Origin of the sequence: Streptococcus sp. 3167 (assembly GCF_013277175.1) — a bacterium.
Taxonomy (GTDB): Bacteria; Bacillota; Bacilli; order Lactobacillales; family Streptococcaceae; genus Streptococcus; species Streptococcus pseudopneumoniae.
Genome location: NZ_VMML01000040.1, coordinates 26,997 through 44,471, shown reverse-complemented (window position 1 = coordinate 44,471; position 17,475 = coordinate 26,997). Strand labels below are relative to the sequence as shown.

The 17,475-nt window shown below is 41.2% G+C and carries 14 protein-coding genes and 3 pseudogenes; 2 read left to right on the top strand and 15 right to left on the bottom strand.

Features of this window, described 5'->3' with window-relative positions; translation table 11 throughout:
• The 4 genes and pseudogenes from HT678_RS06650 to HT678_RS06635 all read right to left on the bottom strand — a co-directional run.
• A partial coding sequence (locus tag HT678_RS06650; RefSeq protein WP_172924731.1) for a YSIRK-type signal peptide-containing protein occupies window positions 1-763 on the bottom strand: 763 nt, incomplete at its 3' end.
• A 79-nt stretch (window positions 764-842) separates the two neighbouring features.
• Window positions 843-980, bottom strand: a complete 138-nt coding sequence (locus HT678_RS06645) for a hypothetical protein (protein WP_153300005.1) — start codon at window positions 978-980, stop codon at window positions 843-845.
• Between the two features lie 407 nt (window positions 981-1,387).
• Window positions 1,388-1,865, bottom strand: a pseudogene (locus tag HT678_RS06640) (DUF4231 domain-containing protein).
• 128 nt (window positions 1,866-1,993) lie between these two features.
• Window positions 1,994-2,796 (bottom strand): IS5 family transposase gene (locus HT678_RS06635; RefSeq protein WP_172924729.1). Its coding sequence is split into 2 segments (ribosomal slippage): window positions 1,994-2,703 and window positions 2,703-2,796, totalling 804 coding nucleotides; the frame shifts between segments, so codons are not numbered across the junction.
• Window positions 2,797-3,051: 255 nt separating this feature from the next.
• Between HT678_RS06635 and HT678_RS06630 the strand changes: the two are divergent.
• Window positions 3,052-3,237: pseudogene (locus HT678_RS06630) on the top strand (helix-turn-helix domain-containing protein); the annotation flags it as partial.
• A 140-nt stretch (window positions 3,238-3,377) separates the two neighbouring features.
• On the opposite strand, the gene HT678_RS06625 reads toward HT678_RS06630, so the two are convergent.
• The 11 genes and pseudogenes from HT678_RS06625 to HT678_RS06575 all read right to left on the bottom strand — a co-directional run bounded on the left by HT678_RS06625 (window position 3,378) and on the right by HT678_RS06575 (window position 16,064).
• Entirely contained in the window at window positions 3,378-4,262 is an 885-nt protein-coding gene (locus HT678_RS06625; protein WP_000988346.1) for a PucR family transcriptional regulator, read from the bottom strand.
• A gap of 3 nt (window positions 4,263-4,265) precedes the next feature.
• Window positions 4,266-4,652, bottom strand: a complete 387-nt coding sequence (locus tag HT678_RS06620; RefSeq protein ID WP_000567930.1) for a Mini-ribonuclease 3 — start codon at window positions 4,650-4,652, stop codon at window positions 4,266-4,268.
• Complete coding sequence (gene cysS, locus HT678_RS06615; RefSeq protein WP_050259796.1) at window positions 4,645-5,988, bottom strand: cysteine--tRNA ligase; 1,344 nt, start codon at window positions 5,986-5,988, stop codon at window positions 4,645-4,647. The genes HT678_RS06620 and cysS overlap by 8 nt, the downstream gene beginning before the upstream one ends.
• Window positions 5,989-6,070: 82 nt before the next feature.
• Window positions 6,071-6,964: a GNAT family N-acetyltransferase gene (locus tag HT678_RS06610; protein ID WP_050267722.1), complete on the bottom strand. Its 894-nt coding sequence runs from the start codon at window positions 6,962-6,964 to the stop codon at window positions 6,071-6,073.
• A gap of 11 nt (window positions 6,965-6,975) precedes the next feature.
• Window positions 6,976-7,593, bottom strand: a complete 618-nt coding sequence (cysE, locus tag HT678_RS06605) for a serine O-acetyltransferase (RefSeq protein ID WP_000539991.1) — start codon at window positions 7,591-7,593, stop codon at window positions 6,976-6,978.
• Between the two features lie 15 nt (window positions 7,594-7,608).
• Window positions 7,609-9,822 carry a polyribonucleotide nucleotidyltransferase gene (pnp, locus tag HT678_RS06600; RefSeq protein WP_054393154.1) on the bottom strand — a complete coding sequence of 738 codons (2,214 nt, stop codon included), beginning with the start codon at window positions 9,820-9,822 and terminating at the stop codon, window positions 7,609-7,611.
• Window positions 9,823-10,321: 499 nt separating this feature from the next.
• A complete protein-coding gene (metF, locus tag HT678_RS06595; protein ID WP_050265982.1) occupies window positions 10,322-11,188 on the bottom strand; it encodes a methylenetetrahydrofolate reductase [NAD(P)H] in 867 nt (288 codons plus the stop codon).
• A gap of 63 nt (window positions 11,189-11,251) precedes the next feature.
• Window positions 11,252-13,501 (bottom strand): 5-methyltetrahydropteroyltriglutamate--homocysteine S-methyltransferase, encoded by a 2,250-nt coding sequence (metE, locus tag HT678_RS06590; protein ID WP_172923543.1) that lies wholly within the window; start codon window positions 13,499-13,501, stop codon window positions 11,252-11,254.
• Window positions 13,502-13,867: 366 nt separating this feature from the next.
• Window positions 13,868-14,161: a helix-turn-helix transcriptional regulator gene (locus HT678_RS06585; RefSeq protein ID WP_172922116.1), complete on the bottom strand. Its 294-nt coding sequence runs from the start codon at window positions 14,159-14,161 to the stop codon at window positions 13,868-13,870.
• Between the two features lie 58 nt (window positions 14,162-14,219).
• Window positions 14,220-14,645: pseudogene (locus tag HT678_RS06580) on the bottom strand (helix-turn-helix domain-containing protein); the annotation flags it as partial.
• Between the two features lie 252 nt (window positions 14,646-14,897).
• Complete coding sequence (locus HT678_RS06575; RefSeq protein WP_166727949.1) at window positions 14,898-16,064, bottom strand: IS30 family transposase; 1,167 nt, start codon at window positions 16,062-16,064, stop codon at window positions 14,898-14,900.
• A gap of 343 nt (window positions 16,065-16,407) precedes the next feature.
• On the opposite strand from HT678_RS06575, the gene HT678_RS06565 reads away from it, so the two are divergent.
• Window positions 16,408-17,409, top strand: coding sequence for an endonuclease/exonuclease/phosphatase family protein (locus HT678_RS06565; RefSeq protein WP_172924727.1), 1,002 nt, complete (start codon window positions 16,408-16,410; stop codon window positions 17,407-17,409).
• Window positions 17,410-17,475 lie beyond the last annotated feature (66 nt).

Below are 17,475 nucleotides of genomic sequence, written 5' to 3'. Positions count from 1 at the left end.
GGAAACCGTCTCCATCGGTGTCTGCCGTTTCATCTGGCCCTGATAAGACGTATCGAGGATAACCGTTATCCCAATTCTCCATTCCTGCGAGAATAGGAAGTTGAGAAAGAACTACACCGTTTTTTGCATCTGCTTCAATCTCCCACTTATAAGCATTGTGACTTCTGTTTTCCCAAGAATTCAATCCGAACGACAATAAGTTTTGATCTTTCCATTTTGTTGCGATTTCTGAACCCGATCCTGTAGATGTAACATTAGTCCAGAATTTATCCCAATTAGCTTTATTTCCGCCTCGATGAGGTGGTTTCAGAAGCTCTCTTGTGGGGGATTTAAAATTGGTCAAATTCAGATCATTTTTCAAGCGAAATTCTTTTCCTCCTCCTCCTGTAACACCAGCAGAAGTAAAGGTTTTTATTGTTATGGTTTCTTCTCTTAATCCTTCTGGCAACCAAACATTCAAGCCCGGCCGACGCCATAGTTCATAATTATCATTAAAAATTATCGTGTACTTAACGTGTGTTCCTCCACGAGAAATCTCGGTTCTAATTTTCATTGTTTGTCTGGCGGCATTAGCCTCGGATTTTGAATCTCCTAAATATATTATATTATCATCTGCAATATAGTGCGCATACACCTTTTGCGAACCAAGACCTAAAAATGCAAGTCCGACTAAAACCGATGCCGCGCCAAATTTAAATTTTCTGAGAGAGTAGCGAAAGGCTTTCTCTCCACCTTTTTTCTTATTTTGTATCAATTTCAACAATTATTTTTCTCCTTATGTTCTAAGTAATTCTTTCTGTGAACTCCAAGGCCAGCCAGCTTTTTTCTGACTTCAGAAAGCCTCAAGTGTAGCCGTCTGCTTCCTGGGTATCAATGATGGCAAAGACTCCTACAGGGCAAAAACCATGCTCTGGATAGTCCAAGCCTGGTAATAAGCAGAGGTACCAACGCCTGTAGATACATACCAGGTGCTCCTTCATCGCTCAAACCGCCATTATGTTGGATGACAATCCTATCGATAGCTAAACGATTGTCATCGCTATTCATGATTTCTTCGTCGACATCAGCGATAAGACCTGAAAATAAATCACCATTTATCCGTTTTGTTTTAACCTTAATCACCTCCTAGTTATCTTCCTTTAGGTGTTGAAACATTGAAATCTGCACTCTTTCCATTTCTAAAAAACCATCTACTAGCTACTCAACCACATCCGTACTGGTTAGACCATAAGCTTGTTTAACAGTCTCCGTCTAAACTGAGTTTTCTTTCAAATGCACCGAGACAAACTCAAGTTTCAAGGAAGTTCCTGTCTTTTAAGCACAAAAAACAAACCGGACCTTGAGTTGTTTTACGCTGTAAATTCCATTTTTTCATACTGCTTTCCAGTCAGGCTATTCTTTCCCTGACTATAGGTTTTCTTTTACCCCCTCGATTTTTCTTGCATTGGAGTGGAGTTTCCGCAGGCACACCCGCTTCTTTAGACTGGATGCCTTCCCACTTGATTATTTCGTCAGAGATTATCCCTTCACAGATCTTGACAAAGAATGTAAAAGGCTTGCTTTCACCTGCGTATTTATTTCTCAGTCAGACACTGGTAGAGAAACTTTTCTCGTTCTAAAAGTTGCGCTGCCTTCTGATAGGATATCCAGTGTTCCTTGCTATTATAAATACCAAGCAATCCCTCACAAAGCAACCCCATGCTTGAAAGCACAACAGAGACAAGGCGATAGTAATCGCCCGGCATGGGAATGGCACAAAAAATCGCAATCAAAAAACCGGAAACAATCTCAGCAATCTCCAAGACCTTGTAGCGTCTGCGATGCTGGAAACTTTTCCCCTGAAAGCAGGTGATTTGCTTTTCCAATCACTCTGTCATATAGACTTCTTCTGGTGTCATATAGAACTCCTCTCTGTTTTGTTTACCACTATCATAATAATACATAATAGAAAGTGAATCAACTTGTAGATTGTAAAACTAGACTTCCTGCAAAACTAGAATCCTAGTTCACGGTTGATAATGCCAGCAATCGAGTTCATTCGTAAGCCGAAGCGTTTACGATGATTTCGATAGGTTGTTGAAAACATTTTAAACGTTTTTACTTTGGCAAAGATGTTCTCAACCTTGCTTCTCTCCTTAGATAGCGCATGGTTACAGGCTTCATCTTCAGCTGTTAGCGGCTTGAGTTTGCTAGATTTACGTGGAGTTTGTGCTTGAGGATATATCTTCATGAGCCCTTGATAAGCACTGTCAGCCAAGATTTTACCAGCTTGTCCGATATTTCTGCGACTCATTTTGAACAACTTCATATCATGACAATAGTTCACAGCGAGCTCCAAAGAAACAATTCTCCCTTGACTTGTGACAATCGCTTGAGCCTTCATAGCGTGGCATTTCTTTTTACCAGAATAATTCTCTAATTGTTTTTTAGGGCGATTGATTTTTACTTCCGTCGCATCAATCATTACCGTGTCCTCAGAACTGAGAGGAGTTCTTGAAATCGTAAAACCACTTTGAACAAGAGTTACTTCAACCCATTGGCTCCGACGGAGTAAGTTGCTTTCGTGGATACCAAAATCAGCCGCAATTTGTTCATAAGTTCGATATTCTCGCACATATTGAAGAGTGACCATAAGAAGGTCTTCTAGGCTTAGTTTAGGTTTTCTTCCACCTTTTGCGTGTTTAAGTTGATAAGCTGTTTTAATACAGCTAACATCTCTTTAAAAGTCGTGCGCTGAACACCAACAAGACGCTTGAATCGTGCATCAGTTAGTTGTTTACTTGCTTCATAATTCATAGAATTATTCTACCATATTTTGTTTCGCAGGAAAGTCTAATATATAAATAGCAACTTACGACTATTTACCCCACTGTACCTCCTATGAAGAATATACAGTCTAGTGATAATTATACCACCCCCCCCCCGAATTTTGCAAGGAAAAACATTTTATTTTTTCGGTTTTGTAATTCGAATGTGAGAATGTCTTTAGTAAATCGAACGTGAAAATGTCCCATTTGATAAAATAGTCGTATGAAAAGTATCCAACTGAATATGAATGAAACGAAAAAATATCTTGTGATAAAAGCTATAGACCAAGGAAAGAAAACAAAGAATCGAGCCTGTGTCGAACTGAATCTTTCTGAAAGACAAATCAATCGTCTGCTACTAGCCTATCAACAGAAAGGAAAAGAAGCCTTCAGACACGGAAACAGAAATCGAAAACCAAAACATGCAATCCCTGATGAAATCAAAATAATTGCCCTCAATCTCACCATTTTTTTGGGACATCATCACTTTCGATTGACAGCATCAATCCACTATAACTCTGCACATAAAAATGGAGAAGATGCAATCCTCTTCTCCAAATATTAACTTCTTTACAAACCAACTATAGTTGACAAAGAACCTAAAATCAATTGATAACACAGGGTCAGGTCGGTCAATTCCTTCAACTGTAGCCCTGTCAATTCTTCCCATTTATCAATTTTGTATTGGAGAGAATTGCGGTGCAGATAGAGTTGCTGGGCTGTTTTTGTTAGGACAGCACTATTTTCCCAAAGGGAGAGAATGATTTCCTGAATCTGATCTTGATCCAAAATCATCTGGTGTAGACATTCCTTGATTACTCTCAAGTCCACGAGTCTTTCTCCCATACTCCAAAGATAGAGCTGAGAAAAAGTATGAACACCTTGGTGACCCTGACGCCACCAAGTCTTAAATAAATCTCTCTCTGCTTTAATCAAGTCTGATAGGGCTTGATGTCTTGCCTGAGACCAAACCTGGCCTAACATGATAGAGAGACGAAGTCCAAAGTCATATTCAACCGCTTCAATCGTATCAGATAAGATTGAACGTACAGAGGTGTACTTATCTTGTTGCAGCACGAAAACATAATCCTGAGCTCCGACCTGAAGCACCGTCTGACAATTCGGAAAAAGAGTCCGCATCATATCTAGCCAAGAAGCCAGATTTTCCTGCTGAAAATAGGAAAGATGGCAATACACCAACTGAATCTTTTTAAAAGTTTGCGGTGCCTGACCCTTCCCCTCAATCAGATAGGAATACCAAGGATTGAGCGAACGAGCCTGCTCCTGCTGGGTCAAAAGGGAAATCAACTGCTTTTCACGCTCACTGAGCCCAGCTTTCTCCAGCAAAATCCACTGCTGAGAAGCTAAAGGGAGAGTGAGATAGCCCTCTTTCTCTACTGGTTGGTCTGAAATCTGAGCCTCAGGAAACCAGTCTTGTAGTTCTTTTGTCATCATGTCCTAGCCCTCCACTTTTTGGATGCACCACCAAATCAAGCTCTCAAGACGTTCCAAATTTTCAGTCATATGGAGATAGCCCATCACAGCTTCAAAACCTGTGGACATGCGGTAAGTCACCACATCGGCATTTTTAGCCTTTGTGTGGCTATTGGTATTGCGGCCACGTTTGTAGATTTCTTTTTCTCTTTCCGTTAGGACTTGCTCCTCTAACATGAGGGAAATCAGGCGAGCCTGAGCCTTGGCCGACACATACTTGGTCGCTTCTTGATGGAGTTTATTGGGTTTGGTCATGCCTTTGAGGATGAGGTGACGACGAATATACATGGAATAAACCGCATCTCCTTCAAAGGCTAGCGCAATCCCATTAATGAGATTGACATCAATCACGTGTCCACCTCACTCCATCCTTGGTGTCAAGGAGCTTAATTCCCTGAGCAGCCAATTGATCACGGATTTGGTCTGCTGTCGCAAAGTCACGATTGGCACGCGCCTCTTGGCGTTTTTGAATCAAGTCTTCAATCTCTGCATCCAAAGCTTCCTCAACAAAGACAATTCCAAAAATTTCTAACATATCTGCAAGAGCTTGCTTGACACTTGCATCATAGTTACCTGAGTTAATCCACTTGGCCATTTCAAAAACAACTGTGATACCGTTGGCAGCGTTAAAATCTTCATCCATAGCCGCCACAAACTTATCTTTAAATGCTTGTAATTCTTGGGTATCCACGTTTCCTGTAAATAGTTGCTCGTAAGTATTCTTCAGATACTTGAGATTAGTCTCTGCATCACGCACTGCCTTTTCTGTAAAGTTGATAGGCTTGCGATAATGTTGAGTCGCAAAGAAGAAACGAAGCACTTGCCCATCAAGAGTTTTAAGGGCATCGTGTACGGTGATAAAGTTCCCCAAAGACTTGGACATCTTGACATTGTCAATATTGACAAAGCCATTGTGCATCCAGTAGTTGGCAAAAGTCTTGCCTGTTTTAGCTTCAGACTGGGCAATTTCATTAGTATGGTGAGGAAACTCTAGGTCAGCTCCACCACCGTGAATATCAATGGTGTCGCCCAAAATCTCTGTCGACATGACTGAACACTCGATGTGCCAGCCCGGACGACCAGGTCCCCAAGGACTGTCCCAAGAAATCTCGCCTGGTTTAGCAGCTTTCCATAGAGCAAAGTCTACAGGATTTTCCTTACGTGCCGTTTCTTCATCGATACGACCTGAAGCACCTAGCTCCAAATCTTCCAAGGTTTTATTGGCTAATTTAGCATAGTTGTGGGATTTTTCCACACGGAAGTAAACATCCCCTTGGCTCTCGTAGGCAAAGCCTTTTTCAATCAAATCTTCCACAAAGCGGATGATGTCAGCCATAAACTCCACTACACGCGGATGTCGGGTCGCAGGTTTGACGCCCAAGGCTGTCACATCCTCACGAAAGGCAGCGATGTACTTGTCCGCAACCTCCTGTGGCGTAATGCCTTCTTCCTTGGCACGGTTGATAATCTTATCATCCACATCCGTAAAATTGGAAATATAGGCAACCTCATACCCACGGTACTCAAAATAGCGACGAATGGTATCAAAAGCTACCGTCGAACGGGCATTCCCCACGTGAATATAGTTATACACGGTTGGCCCACAAACATACATCTTGACTTTGCCGTCCTCAATCGGGACAAATTCTCGCAAATCACGAGACATGGTGTCATAGATTTTAATCATAAAATAATAGTCAGGAAAACCAAAATCCAAGAACACTTAGTTTCATCACTAAGAGTTCAATTGAATTTCAGTCCGAATATCTCTACACTTCGGAATCCCTTGCTCCTTTCTCATTCAGATAAACCACCTGAGTCTGTTTGACAAAGCCAATTTTTTCATACAAACGTTTGGCACCTACATTGCTATCCTCTACTGCAATTTGGAACTCCTTATCATTTTGCTCAATTAGTTGGTTGACAAGGGATTTTGCTAAGTAGCTTCCATAGCCTTTCCCACGTTCAGGTTCCAATATTGCTAAACCGTAGAAGTAATTCGTATTAGTCGATAAATCTACCGTGCAAGTTCCAATAACCTGACCGTCTTTTAACAAAATATACAAGCGACTTTCTGGATCCTTCAGAGCTTCAGCGACATATCTATCCACAACTTCTCTAGATTCATGTTCCTCTGAAAATGCCTGAAATTTTAACTGACTAATTTGATCCTGATACGAACTATCTGCTAACAAAACTTCAAGATTGGAAAGATTGGAAACATTTCCTAACTGATATGGTCTTCTATCCTTACCTAACCAGGTTTCTGTCTCTTCATCCTCGACCAATCCCCAATTATTGACAAAATCAGGATGACGCTCTAGAAAAATACGCTCTGTCTGAAAAGTGACTGAACAAATAGAGAAAGAAGCTGTTTCTTTCTCAAAACTCGCAAACAAAGCACGCGCAATTCCCTGACGGCGATGATCTGGATGAACCAGTATCGTCACTTCCACATCTTGATCATCTGCATAAACAGTTAAGAGACCAACAAGTTCGCCTTTTTCATAATAAAGGAAAAAGGCGGGCATGTTTGGGTCAAAATTAAGCATGTTAGAGAGATAGGGATCACGATAGGTACCGTCATAGTTTTGGCAACAGTTAATTAGTTTTTTCGCCTCAGATAACTCCTCTTGGCTTAACTTGTTTCTTGCTTGAATCATATAGGTATCCTCTACAAACCAGACGATCTATGACTGGCATCTTTAGCCTGCTCGAGTTTATTGACATAATACTCTCGTTTTTCTTCGACTTCGTGAATGACAGGCTCATCTTTCTTACCATGAAGACGGACAATCTTAGCCGGAATACCGACAACCGTCACGTCACTAGGTACATCTGCTACGACAACTGCTGCAGCACCGACCTTGGCATTTTCACCAATTTCCACAGGCCCGATAACTTGGGCATGGGCTGATATGAGGGCTCCCTTTCGTACAGTCGGATGGCGTTTGCCACAGTCTTTCCCTGTTCCCCCGAGAGTCACTCCGTGATAGAGAAGAACGCCTTTTTCAACAATCGCTGTCTCTCCAATCACCAGACCAGAACCATGGTCAATAAAAACACCTGAATCAATCTGGGCTCCTGGATGAATCTCAATCTGAGTCCAAAAGCGCCAAAACTGACTGTACATACGAGCTAATAGTTTGAAGCCGTGCTTCCAGAGAAAATGCGAGAGACGGTGGGCCGCCAAGGCCTTGACACCTGGATAAGTCAGCAAAACCTCCAAAGTGGTGCGGGCCGCTGGATCATTTTCTTTTACAATATCAATGGTTTCGCGCCACCACCCCATACATTTCTCCTTTTCTTATTCTGAATCTTTTGGTGTTTCTGTAAATTCTTTCTTAGGTTTGTAATCCTTTTGATGACGTGGGCGGTGAGGGCGCTCAGACTTTTCACCTTTTTCATCATGCTCAGGTTTTGGCGGACGAGGTAGAAGAGCCTTCATAGAGGCATCGATACGGCCTTTTTCATCAATTTTGATAACCTTAACATCAACTTCATCCCCGATTTCTACCAAATCCTCTACACGATTGGTACGAGTCCAAGCCATCTCAGAGATATGAACAAGGGCATCTGTCTTATCAAAGAGGTTAACAAAGGCACCAAATTTCTCGATACGAACGACTTTAGCACGGTAAACTTCATCCACTTTGGCTTCACGAACCAAACCAGCAATAATTTCTTTGGCACGGTTAATAGCATCTTGGTCACTAGAGTAGATAGACACATTTCCTTCTTCGTCTATATCAATCTTAACACCTGTTTCAGCGATAATCTTGTCGATGGTTTCTCCACCCTTACCGATGACAATCTTAATCTTGTCCACATCAATCTTGATCGTATCAATTTTCGGAGCAGTTGGAGCCAATTCTGGACGAACTTCTGGAATGGTTGCTTCAATGACATCAAGGATTTCAAAACGCGCTTTCTTGGCTTGAGCAAGAGCCTCCGTCAAGATTTCTGCAGTAATCCCTTGAATCTTGATATCCATTTGAAGGGCTGTAATCCCATCACGAGTACCTGCAACCTTGAAGTCCATATCTCCAAAGTGATCTTCCAAACCTTGGATATCTGTCAATACTGTGTAGTTATTTCCATCTGAGATAAGTCCCATAGCAATACCAGCTACTGGCGCCTTGATTGGCACACCACCAGCCATAAGGGCAAGAGTTCCCGCACAGATAGAAGCTTGAGATGAAGAACCGTTTGATTCCAAAACTTCTGCTACTAGACGGATAGCGTATGGGAATTCTTCCAAGCTTGGCAAGACTTGAGCAAGAGCACGCTCACCAAGGGCACCGTGACCGATTTCACGACGACCTGGCGCACCGTAACGACCTGTTTCCCCTACAGAATATTGAGGGAAGTTATAGTGGTGCATAAAGCGTTTCTTGTACTCTGGATCCAAACCATCAATGATTTGAGTTTCTCCCATCGGAGCCAAGGTCAAGACTGAAAGAGCCTGAGTTTGCCCACGAGTGAAGAGACCAGAACCGTGTACACGAGGAAGGAAGTCAACAACCGCATCCAAAGGACGAATTTCATCGACCTTACGACCGTCAGGACGAACCTTGTCTTCTGTGATCAAACGGCGCACTTCAGCGTGTTCCATTTGTTCCAAGATTTCAGCCACATCACGCATAATACGGTCAAATTCTTCGTGGTCCGCATATTTTTCTTCGTAAACGGCAGTCACTTGGTCTTTCACTACTTGAGTCGCAGCTTCACGAGCCAATTTTTCTTCTACTTGAACCGCTTTTTGGAGATCACTGTTGTAGGCTGCGATAATTTCAGCCTGCAATTCAGCGTCCACATGAAGCAATTCCACTTCTGCTTTTTCCTTACCGACAGCAGCAACGATTTCTTCTTGGAAGGCAATCAATTCTTTAACAGCTTCATGCCCTTTAAGAAGGGCTTCCAACATGATTTCTTCTGACAATTCTTTGGCACCAGACTCTACCATGTTGATGGCGTGCTTGGTACCTGCTACTGTCAATTCAAGGAGCGATTGCTCTGCTTGTTCTTGACTTGGGTTGATGATGATTTGGCCATCTACATAGCCCACTTGTACCCCAGCGATTGGTCCGTCAAATGGAATATCTGAAATAGAGAGTGCCAAGGATGAACCAAACATAGCTGCCATTGGTGCAGATGCATTTTCATCATAAGAGAGCACTGTATTGATGACTTGGACTTCATTACGGAAACCTTCCGCAAACATTGGACGGATTGGACGGTCAATCAAACGCGCTGTCAAGGTCGCATCTGTTGAAGGACGTCCTTCACGTTTCATAAAGCCACCAGGAAACTTCCCAGCCGCATACATTTTTTCTTCGTAGTTGACTTGGAGTGGGAAGAAATCCCCAGTTGCCATTTTCTTAGACATAACGGCAGCAGTCAAGACAGTTGACTCACCGTAACGTACAACAACAGAGCCATTTGCTTGCTTAGCAACCTGACCAGTCTCTACAATTAACTCACGACCCGCAAAAGTCGTTTGAAACACTTGTTTTGTCATTTTAATCCCCTTTGGATTGATGAAATTATACGCCTTGCCTACAAAGATCAAGATACTAAGGGCGTGAAGAATCCCGTATGAAAATAGGAGATTGACGCAGTGTGCGATGCGCACCAGGAAATCTATCTTTTTCACTAGGGATTTAGCCCGTGTTCAATTACTCAAGATACAAATCATTAGAAAGGTTTGATGCTAAAGCATCTAATCCTTTCACGCTAATCGCTATCAGGCGATTAGCTAAATGCTTTACTAACTCTCTCGTCAAATGATATCGATTTGACTCGTTCGTGTCGCTCAAACTAAATACTGAAAAGAACAAATTATGAAAAAATTTCTGTCATAAAATTGAGAATTGACAAAGCCTTTGAAACCCAAATACCCTCATCTTTGTATCAAGTACGTACAGAGTCTATTTTATCATATTTTTCTTAAAAAAGTGCGGTCTTTACCATTAAAAAGGAACCATTCCCCTCACTTGAGAAGAATGGTTTTCTTTTTATTATCCTAGAGACTGATGATTAAACAAGGCATGGGTTGCTTGATGGATGTATTTTGCTGTTTCAGCATTGTTCATAGTGTAGAGATGCACACCTGCAACATCCTGAGTTACCAAGTCCACGATTTGGTCCACCGCATAGGCAAGTCCTGCTGCTCTGAGCGACTCAGGGTCATGCTCATACTTGTCTAAGATGGCTTTAAATTTGCGTGGAAGATGGATATTCTCACAAGTCTTCAAGAGGCGGAGAGCCTGATTTCGATTCAGAATTGGCATAATTCCTGCATGAATGGGAACATCAATCCCAGCCAAGATGCACTTGTCTTGAAAATCATAGAAACGCTCATTGTCAAAGAAAAGCTGAGTTACGAGGCTCGAACAACCTGCATCTACTTTCTTCTTAAGATTTTGAATATCTGAAATCTGATTTGGTGAATCTGGATGGCCTTCTGGATAGCAAGCGCCAACAATATCAAAGTGAGGGGCTTGTTCCTTGATGAACTCAATCAAGTCCGTTGCGTAGCGAAAATCCTTTTGTGGTTCCACATCTGGAATAATATCCCCACGAAGAGCCAAGATTTTCTGCACCCCAACCTTGTCCAAGTCTGCAATGGTTTCAGCAACCTTGTCCTTGTTCAAATAGATAGCTGGCAAGTGAGCAATAGTCGGAATCGCCAAATCATTTTGGATAAAGTCAGCCAAACGGACCGTCGTTTCCTTGATATTAAATTTATTATTGCTGGCAGTTACACTGATAAAGTGGGGAGCCAACTCCTGCATATCTTGAAGAGCAGAAATAATGTTATCATTACCCACGGCTGGGTTGGGAGGGAACACTTCAAATGAGAGTGACGGTGTTTGGCGTGACATATGTAATAACCTTTTCTAGTTGATTTCTTTTTGAACAACCATTGTATGGAGAGAAATCTAATCTTACAATTTCTCACGCGCAGCTTTCGCTGCTTCAACAAGGCGGATCAAGCTTTCTTTTGTTTCTGGAATACCACGTGTTTTCAAACCACAGTCTGGGTTGATCCAAACTTTCTTGCTTGGCACTTTAGCAAGGATAGCTTCGATTGTATTGTCGATTTCGCCTTCATTTGGCACACGAGGTGAGTGGATATCGTAAACCCCAGGTCCCACTTCTGTTTGGAAGTTTTTCGCTTTGAGTTCGTCCAAGATTTCAAGGTTTGAACGGCTAGCTTCAAATGAGATAACGTCTGCATCCATGTTGTCGATAGCTGGGATGATATCTGTAAATTCTGAGTAACACATGTGAGTGTGGATTTGTGTATCTGACGCTACTGTTGAGTGTACCAAGCGGAAGGCAGGAATTGCCCAGTCAAGGTAGTCTTCGTACCAGTCGCTACGACGGAGTGGCAATTTCTCACGAAGAGCAGCCTCGTCGATTTGGATGATCTTCACGCCAGCAGCTTCAAGGTCAAGAACTTCATCCTTGATAGCAAGAGCGATTTGAAGAGTAGAATCCTTGATAGAGATGTCTTCACGTGGGAATGACCAGTTGAGGATGGTAACAGGTCCAGTCAACATACCTTTAACAGGTTTGTTTGTACGGCTTTGTGCATAGCTAGACCATTTAACAGTGATAGGGTTAAGACGAGTGACATCACCCCAGATGATTGGTGGTTTCACCCCACGCATACCGTATGATTGTACCCAACCATTTTTAGAGAAGAGGTAACCTGACAAGTTTTGACCGAAGTACTCAACCATGTCATTACGCTCAAATTCACCGTGAACAAGGACATCAAAGTCAATATCTTCTTGCCATTTGATCCATTCATCGATCGTTTCAGCAAGGAAAGCATCGTACTCTTCTTGAGACAATTCACCTTTACGGTAAGCCAAACGTTTAGCACGAACTTCTTTAGTTTGAGGGAATGAACCGATAGTTGTTGTTGGAAGAGCTGGAAGTTTGAAAGCTTCTTCTTGGATAGCTTCACGTTCTGCAAATGCTGGCAAACGAGTGTAGTCTGCGTCTGTCAAACCAGCGATGCGCGCACGGAGTTCAGCATTTTCACCCACACGTTCAGTCGCAAAGAGTTCTTTGTTAGCTGCAAGTGCTTCTTCACCTTGACCATTGCGGATAGCATCCAAATCACGGATCTCATCTAATTTTTCAACCGCAAAGGCAAAGTGGTTCAAGATTGCTGGTTCAAATTCTTCATTAGCAGTTGTAAATGGCACATGAAGAAGCGAGCATGAGCTTGTCAACACAATGTTTTCAGCTGGGATTTGCTCAAGAACAGCCAAGCTCTTTTCGTAGTTGTTACGCCAGATGTTTTTACCATTGACAATACCTGCATAAAGAGTCTTGTCAGCTGGGAAGCCACCTTTAACCAATTCAAGAGTTTTCTTACCTTCAACGAAATCAAGACCGATAGCATCTACTGGCAAGTTCACAAGGTCAGCGTAAACGTCACGAACATCTCCGAAGTAAGTTTGAAGCAATACTTCAAGACCTTTTTTGTCAGCCAAAAGTTTGTTGTAAAGGTTCAAGAAGAGAGCTTTTTCTTCAGCTGTCAAGTCTTTTACAAGAGCCGCTTCATCCAATTGGATGCGAGTCGCACCAAGTTCAGCCAATTTTGCAAAAACTTCTTGGTAAGCAGCAACTAAGCTGTCTACGAAGTCTTCTGCTTTCACACCTTCTTCAAAGTCTGACAATTGAAGGAAAGTGAAGGGACCTACAAGAACAGGACGAGTGTTCAATCCAAGTTCTTTGGCTTCTTGAAACTCATCAAAAATCTTGTGACCTGCAAGTTTGACTTGAGTGTCTTTTTCAAATTTAGGAACGATGTAGTGGTAGTTAGTGTTAAACCATTTCTTCATTGGGAGGGCGCGAACGTCCCCTTTTTCTCCTTGGTAACCACGTCCCAAAGCGAAGTAGCGCTCAAGGTCAGACAAGTCCAAGTTTTGAACGGATGCAGGTACTACGTTGAAAAGGAAAGCTGCATCTAGGAAGTTGTCATAGTGAGAAAAGTCATTTGATGGGATTTCAGTGATGCCTTTTTCTTTGACAATGTTCCAGTGTTTAGCACGCAAGTCTTTTGCTGCTGCTAAAAGTTCTTCCTCTGAGATTTCTTTTCTAAAGTATTTTTCAGTTGTAAATTTTAATTCGCGGAATTCACCCAAACGAGGGAAACCGATGATTGTAGTTGACATGATGTGTCCTCCAAAATTTGTTGTTGAAACTATCTTAACAGAAAAGAAATCATCTGTATAATTGTAAAAAATTAGGCTTTGATATAGTTTGAAACTATATATCTGTTTTAAACAAAAGAAAAAGACCTGAGACAAATGCCTCAAATCCTTTGTATAGCGTGTTTTATAGCTTTATTTCAGTTATGCTCTTCAAACGCTTTATTAGTAATTCTTATAAGTGACTATGGCTTGTTATTAGAAAAGACTATAATACTCTTCGAAAATCTCTTCAAACCGCGTCAACGTCGCCTTGCCGTACTCAAGTACAGCCTACGGCTAGTTTCCTAGTTTGCTCTTTGATTTTCATTGAGTATGAGTCTACTCTAATCAACTCTTTTCCTGTTCGAGTGGGACGACTACTAGTGTCTTTCCTAAACTGGCTAGGACTTTTAAGACTGTGTCCAACTGAGGACTAGTCTTGCCTGTTTCCATCCTAGCTATGACAGGCTGGCTTATTCCACTGACTTCTTCTAGCTTTTTCTGACTGATTCCTTGCTCATGCCTGGCTTCAATCAGCTCACTCATGATAGCCACTCGCATATCACTTTCAAGGATTTCCTCCTTGGTAAAGAGTTGAGACCGGACATCCTTCCAATTACTCCCAATAGCACTCTTCTTCATCTCTTAACCCTCTTTCTTTTACGTCTATGTATTTTTTGAAAAAATGAGCGAATTATAATTCGATAGATTGACCAGCGGGTTTAAAATTGGTGCCAGCTTGTTTCTTAAGCGCTTTTCCTTTTCTAGGGTAAAGCAGTTCCTGTTTGCTTAACCCCAATTTTACATGATGGATCCAGTAGTAGATGGTAGAAATTCCCACGTTAACGCCCTTAGCCTTGACCATCATTTCAGGCGAAAATTTTTGGTTATGATAGTGGAGAATCTTTTCCTTCAGCTCCTTGTTCAATCTTGATTTCTTGACCGAGCGCTTGCGATTATTTTCATAAGACTGTTGAGCATAGTCGGCAGAATAAACCTCTTTAAAGCGTCCTTTTCCAAGACATTGTCGGACTGTCCCACGCTTGATTTCAGTATGGATAGTTTGAGGAGCTTTTCCAAGTAAAGAGGCGATTTCTCTATTTGATTTCCCTTCTTTTTTCCATCGGGTAAATTCCCAAACTAAGTTCCACTGCTAATCCAAGTGGAAGTTAGTCTGATAAAAATCCTAAAAACCAGTGGAAATCCGTGTCAGGGTAAGTTCCACTGGTTTTACTAATGCTTGATTTCATTGCTTTTATAGCTGAAAGAAATAGAAAAAAAGAGCGCACAAAATCCCCTCATCTGAAAGCGTTTCAGATTAAGTTCCACTATGGTGGAAGTTAGTGTGAGACGTTTGAATGGGGTTGAAGATTAGTTTTTAGAACGTATGTTGGAGTAATTTAGAAGACTGACAGACGTCTTCTGCAGATATTTTAGAAATGCCTAGAAGCTTAGGAATCTCTTCTCCATAGGTAAATGCAAAGAGTTCATAGGCTGACTTTCCATTCAAAGCAGCGCGTTTGACACTGTTGACATGCGAACAAACGAGATTGATGTCCTCTTGAGTTAAATTGTCAAAAGAAGTTCCCTTAGGTAGAATGTCTCGAATCAGCGTGTGATTTTTCTCAATTCTCCCTTTCTGGTCAGAGCGATTAGGGTCACAAAAGAAGAGTTTACTCTCTCCTCGCACATCCATTTCGATGTCATCAACCCTTGCAAACTCTCCACCATTATCGGTAAGAATGACAGGGAAGAGTTGGAAGAAATCTTTGTCAGCTTGGTGAAGAGTGTTCTTGATATCATAGAGGTGTTTGGTAACCTCAAGGGCAGTTTTATTATCCAGAAGTCTAGCGAAGATAAAGTTACAGAAAGACAGGTTGAAGGTGAGTAAGACTTTCCCTCCCATCCTCCCCAGAACTGTATCCATTTCTAGCCAAGAGTCTAGTTGATTAAGGGCTAAATAGTTTTGGAAATCCTCATAGGAACGGCCTTTTTTAGCTTCTTTAGGGATGGAAGGTAGCTTATTTTTCCGTCTTTCTTTGAAATTAACGGCTCTGGCTAGGTCAATAGGAGCGATAGATAGGTATCCTTTTCGGATGTGTCGATAGACAGTTGAGGAGCTGACATCAAGGTTATGAGTTTTGAGGATATGATAGATGTGTTGTCCCTTTTTAACCCCATCAGAAATGACTTTGTCCATTTCCCAGAAGGTCTTGGAATTGAGAGGAGTTCCTTCACGAGCTTCAACAAGAGTTTGTTCGTACTGTTTTTGAGCTTGCTTAGCGAGGTAGAAGATTTTCTGATAGCCACAGTTTTGTCTTCTTTTAGGGCAGCCGTTACAGACAAAGGGAGCTTTGTCGAGTAGAGGGCAAGGAAGGTTGTTAGAGGTAGAGTCTCTAATTTGTTTATTTCGTTTGACTTCTTTAGAAACAGTAGTCGGGTCTTTTAGAATAAGTTGTCCAATAGCTTTGAAGGTTTCACCGCGCTCTAAGCCTAATTGGATATCATTACGGTCTGAAAGGGTAAGGTGTTTATGTTTTGTCATAGTAGACCTCATTTCTAACTCAAACGTCTCACACTTAATTCCACCATAAAAATCCGTTTTAGACTAATTTCCACTTCGGCTAGCCAAGTGGAAGTTACTTTGAGAAGTTACCCTTTTTCCATCGTTCGATTAAGCGACGACTATCGATTGTCAAATGTTTGCCTTTTGTAGTATAATTGTCTTGCATCTCCGTGACTTTTAATCATTTCAATCTTAAATTGGACTTTTTTTTACTTGGGTTGTACTTAATCTATAAGGAAGACAAGAAAAAGAGTATCAATCAAGTAAAGTCACAAAGTCACATTAGCTCCGAGCAACCATTGCAAATCGAGGTACTCATACAATGATTAAAATATTTCTCTCTGCCTTTTCTGTCATTCTCTTTGCTATCCCTATCATAGCTTATTCTTTTTTTCCATCTTCTAATCTTAATATTTTGCTATCTACCAGACCTATCTTGGCACAGATTTATGCCTTCCCCTTAGCTACTGCAACTATGGTTTCTATTTTAAGTTTCGTATTTTTTTCCCTATCTTTTTACAAGAAAAATAAACAAATACGGTTTTATTCTAGCATCTTTCTCTTACTATCGTTCATATTACTATTATTCGGAACAGATAAAACCCTTTCTTCCGTATCAAATAAGACTAAAACCTTAAAATTAGTAACTTGGAACGTCGCTAATCAAATAGAAGCACAACATATTGAGCGAATTTTTAGCCATTTTGATGCCGATATGGCTATATTCCCTGAACTAGCTACCAATATCAGAGGTGAGCAAGAAAACCAGAGAATCAAACTATTGTTTCATCAAGTTGGACTTTCTATAGCCAACTATGATATTTTTACTTCTCCACCTACTGACAGTGGAATAGCTCCTGTGACTGTGATTGTCAAGAAAAGTTATGGTTTCTATACAGAAGCTAAAACTTTCCATACAACACGGTTCGGGACAATTGTATTACATTCGAGAAAACAAAATATACCAGATATCATTGCTTTGCATACTGCTCCTCCTCTGCCAGGTTTAATGGAAATCTGGAAGCAAGACTTAAACATCATTCATAATCAATTGGCTTCAAAATATCCAAAGGCTATTATTGCAGGTGATTTTAATGCAACTATGCGTCATGGAGCACTTGCAAAAATAAGCTCTCATAGGGACGCATTAAATGCACTACCACCTTTTGAAAGAGGAACTTGGAATAGCCAAAGTCCAAAACTTTTTAATGCAACAATAGATCATATTTTATTGCCTAAAAACCACTACTATGTTAAAGATTTAGACATTGTAAGTTTTCAAAACTCTGATCATAGATGTATTTTTACAGAAATCACATTTTAATTATTTTATACTCTTCGACAATCTCTTCAAACCACATCAGCATCGCCTTACCTTAGACATATGGTT

What these genes read in the sequence shown, in the direction of transcription:
- HT678_RS06585 (WP_172922116.1), bottom strand. Translation starts at nt 14,161, where the DNA reads ATGAAGAAGAGTGCTATTGGGAGTAATTGGAAGGATGTCCGGTCTCAA.
- HT678_RS06565 (WP_172924727.1), top strand. Translation starts at nt 16,408, where the DNA reads ATGATTAAAATATTTCTCTCTGCCTTTTCTGTCATTCTCTTTGCTATC.
- cysE (WP_000539991.1), bottom strand. Translation starts at nt 7,593, where the DNA reads ATGGGGTGGTGGCGCGAAACCATTGATATTGTAAAAGAAAATGATCCA.
- HT678_RS06625 (WP_000988346.1), bottom strand. Translation starts at nt 4,262, where the DNA reads ATGATGACAAAAGAACTACAAGACTGGTTTCCTGAGGCTCAGATTTCA.
- metE (WP_172923543.1), bottom strand. Translation starts at nt 13,501, where the DNA reads ATGTCAACTACAATCATCGGTTTCCCTCGTTTGGGTGAATTCCGCGAA.
- cysS (WP_050259796.1), bottom strand. Translation starts at nt 5,988, where the DNA reads ATGATTAAAATCTATGACACCATGTCTCGTGATTTGCGAGAATTTGTC.
- HT678_RS06610 (WP_050267722.1), bottom strand. Translation starts at nt 6,964, where the DNA reads ATGATTCAAGCAAGAAACAAGTTAAGCCAAGAGGAGTTATCTGAGGCG.
- HT678_RS06645 (WP_153300005.1), bottom strand. Translation starts at nt 980, where the DNA reads ATGAAGGAGCACCTGGTATGTATCTACAGGCGTTGGTACCTCTGCTTA.
- metF (WP_050265982.1), bottom strand. Translation starts at nt 11,188, where the DNA reads ATGTCACGCCAAACACCGTCACTCTCATTTGAAGTGTTCCCTCCCAAC.
- pnp (WP_054393154.1), bottom strand. Translation starts at nt 9,822, where the DNA reads ATGACAAAACAAGTGTTTCAAACGACTTTTGCGGGTCGTGAGTTAATT.
- HT678_RS06575 (WP_166727949.1), bottom strand. Translation starts at nt 16,064, where the DNA reads ATGACAAAACATAAACACCTTACCCTTTCAGACCGTAATGATATCCAA.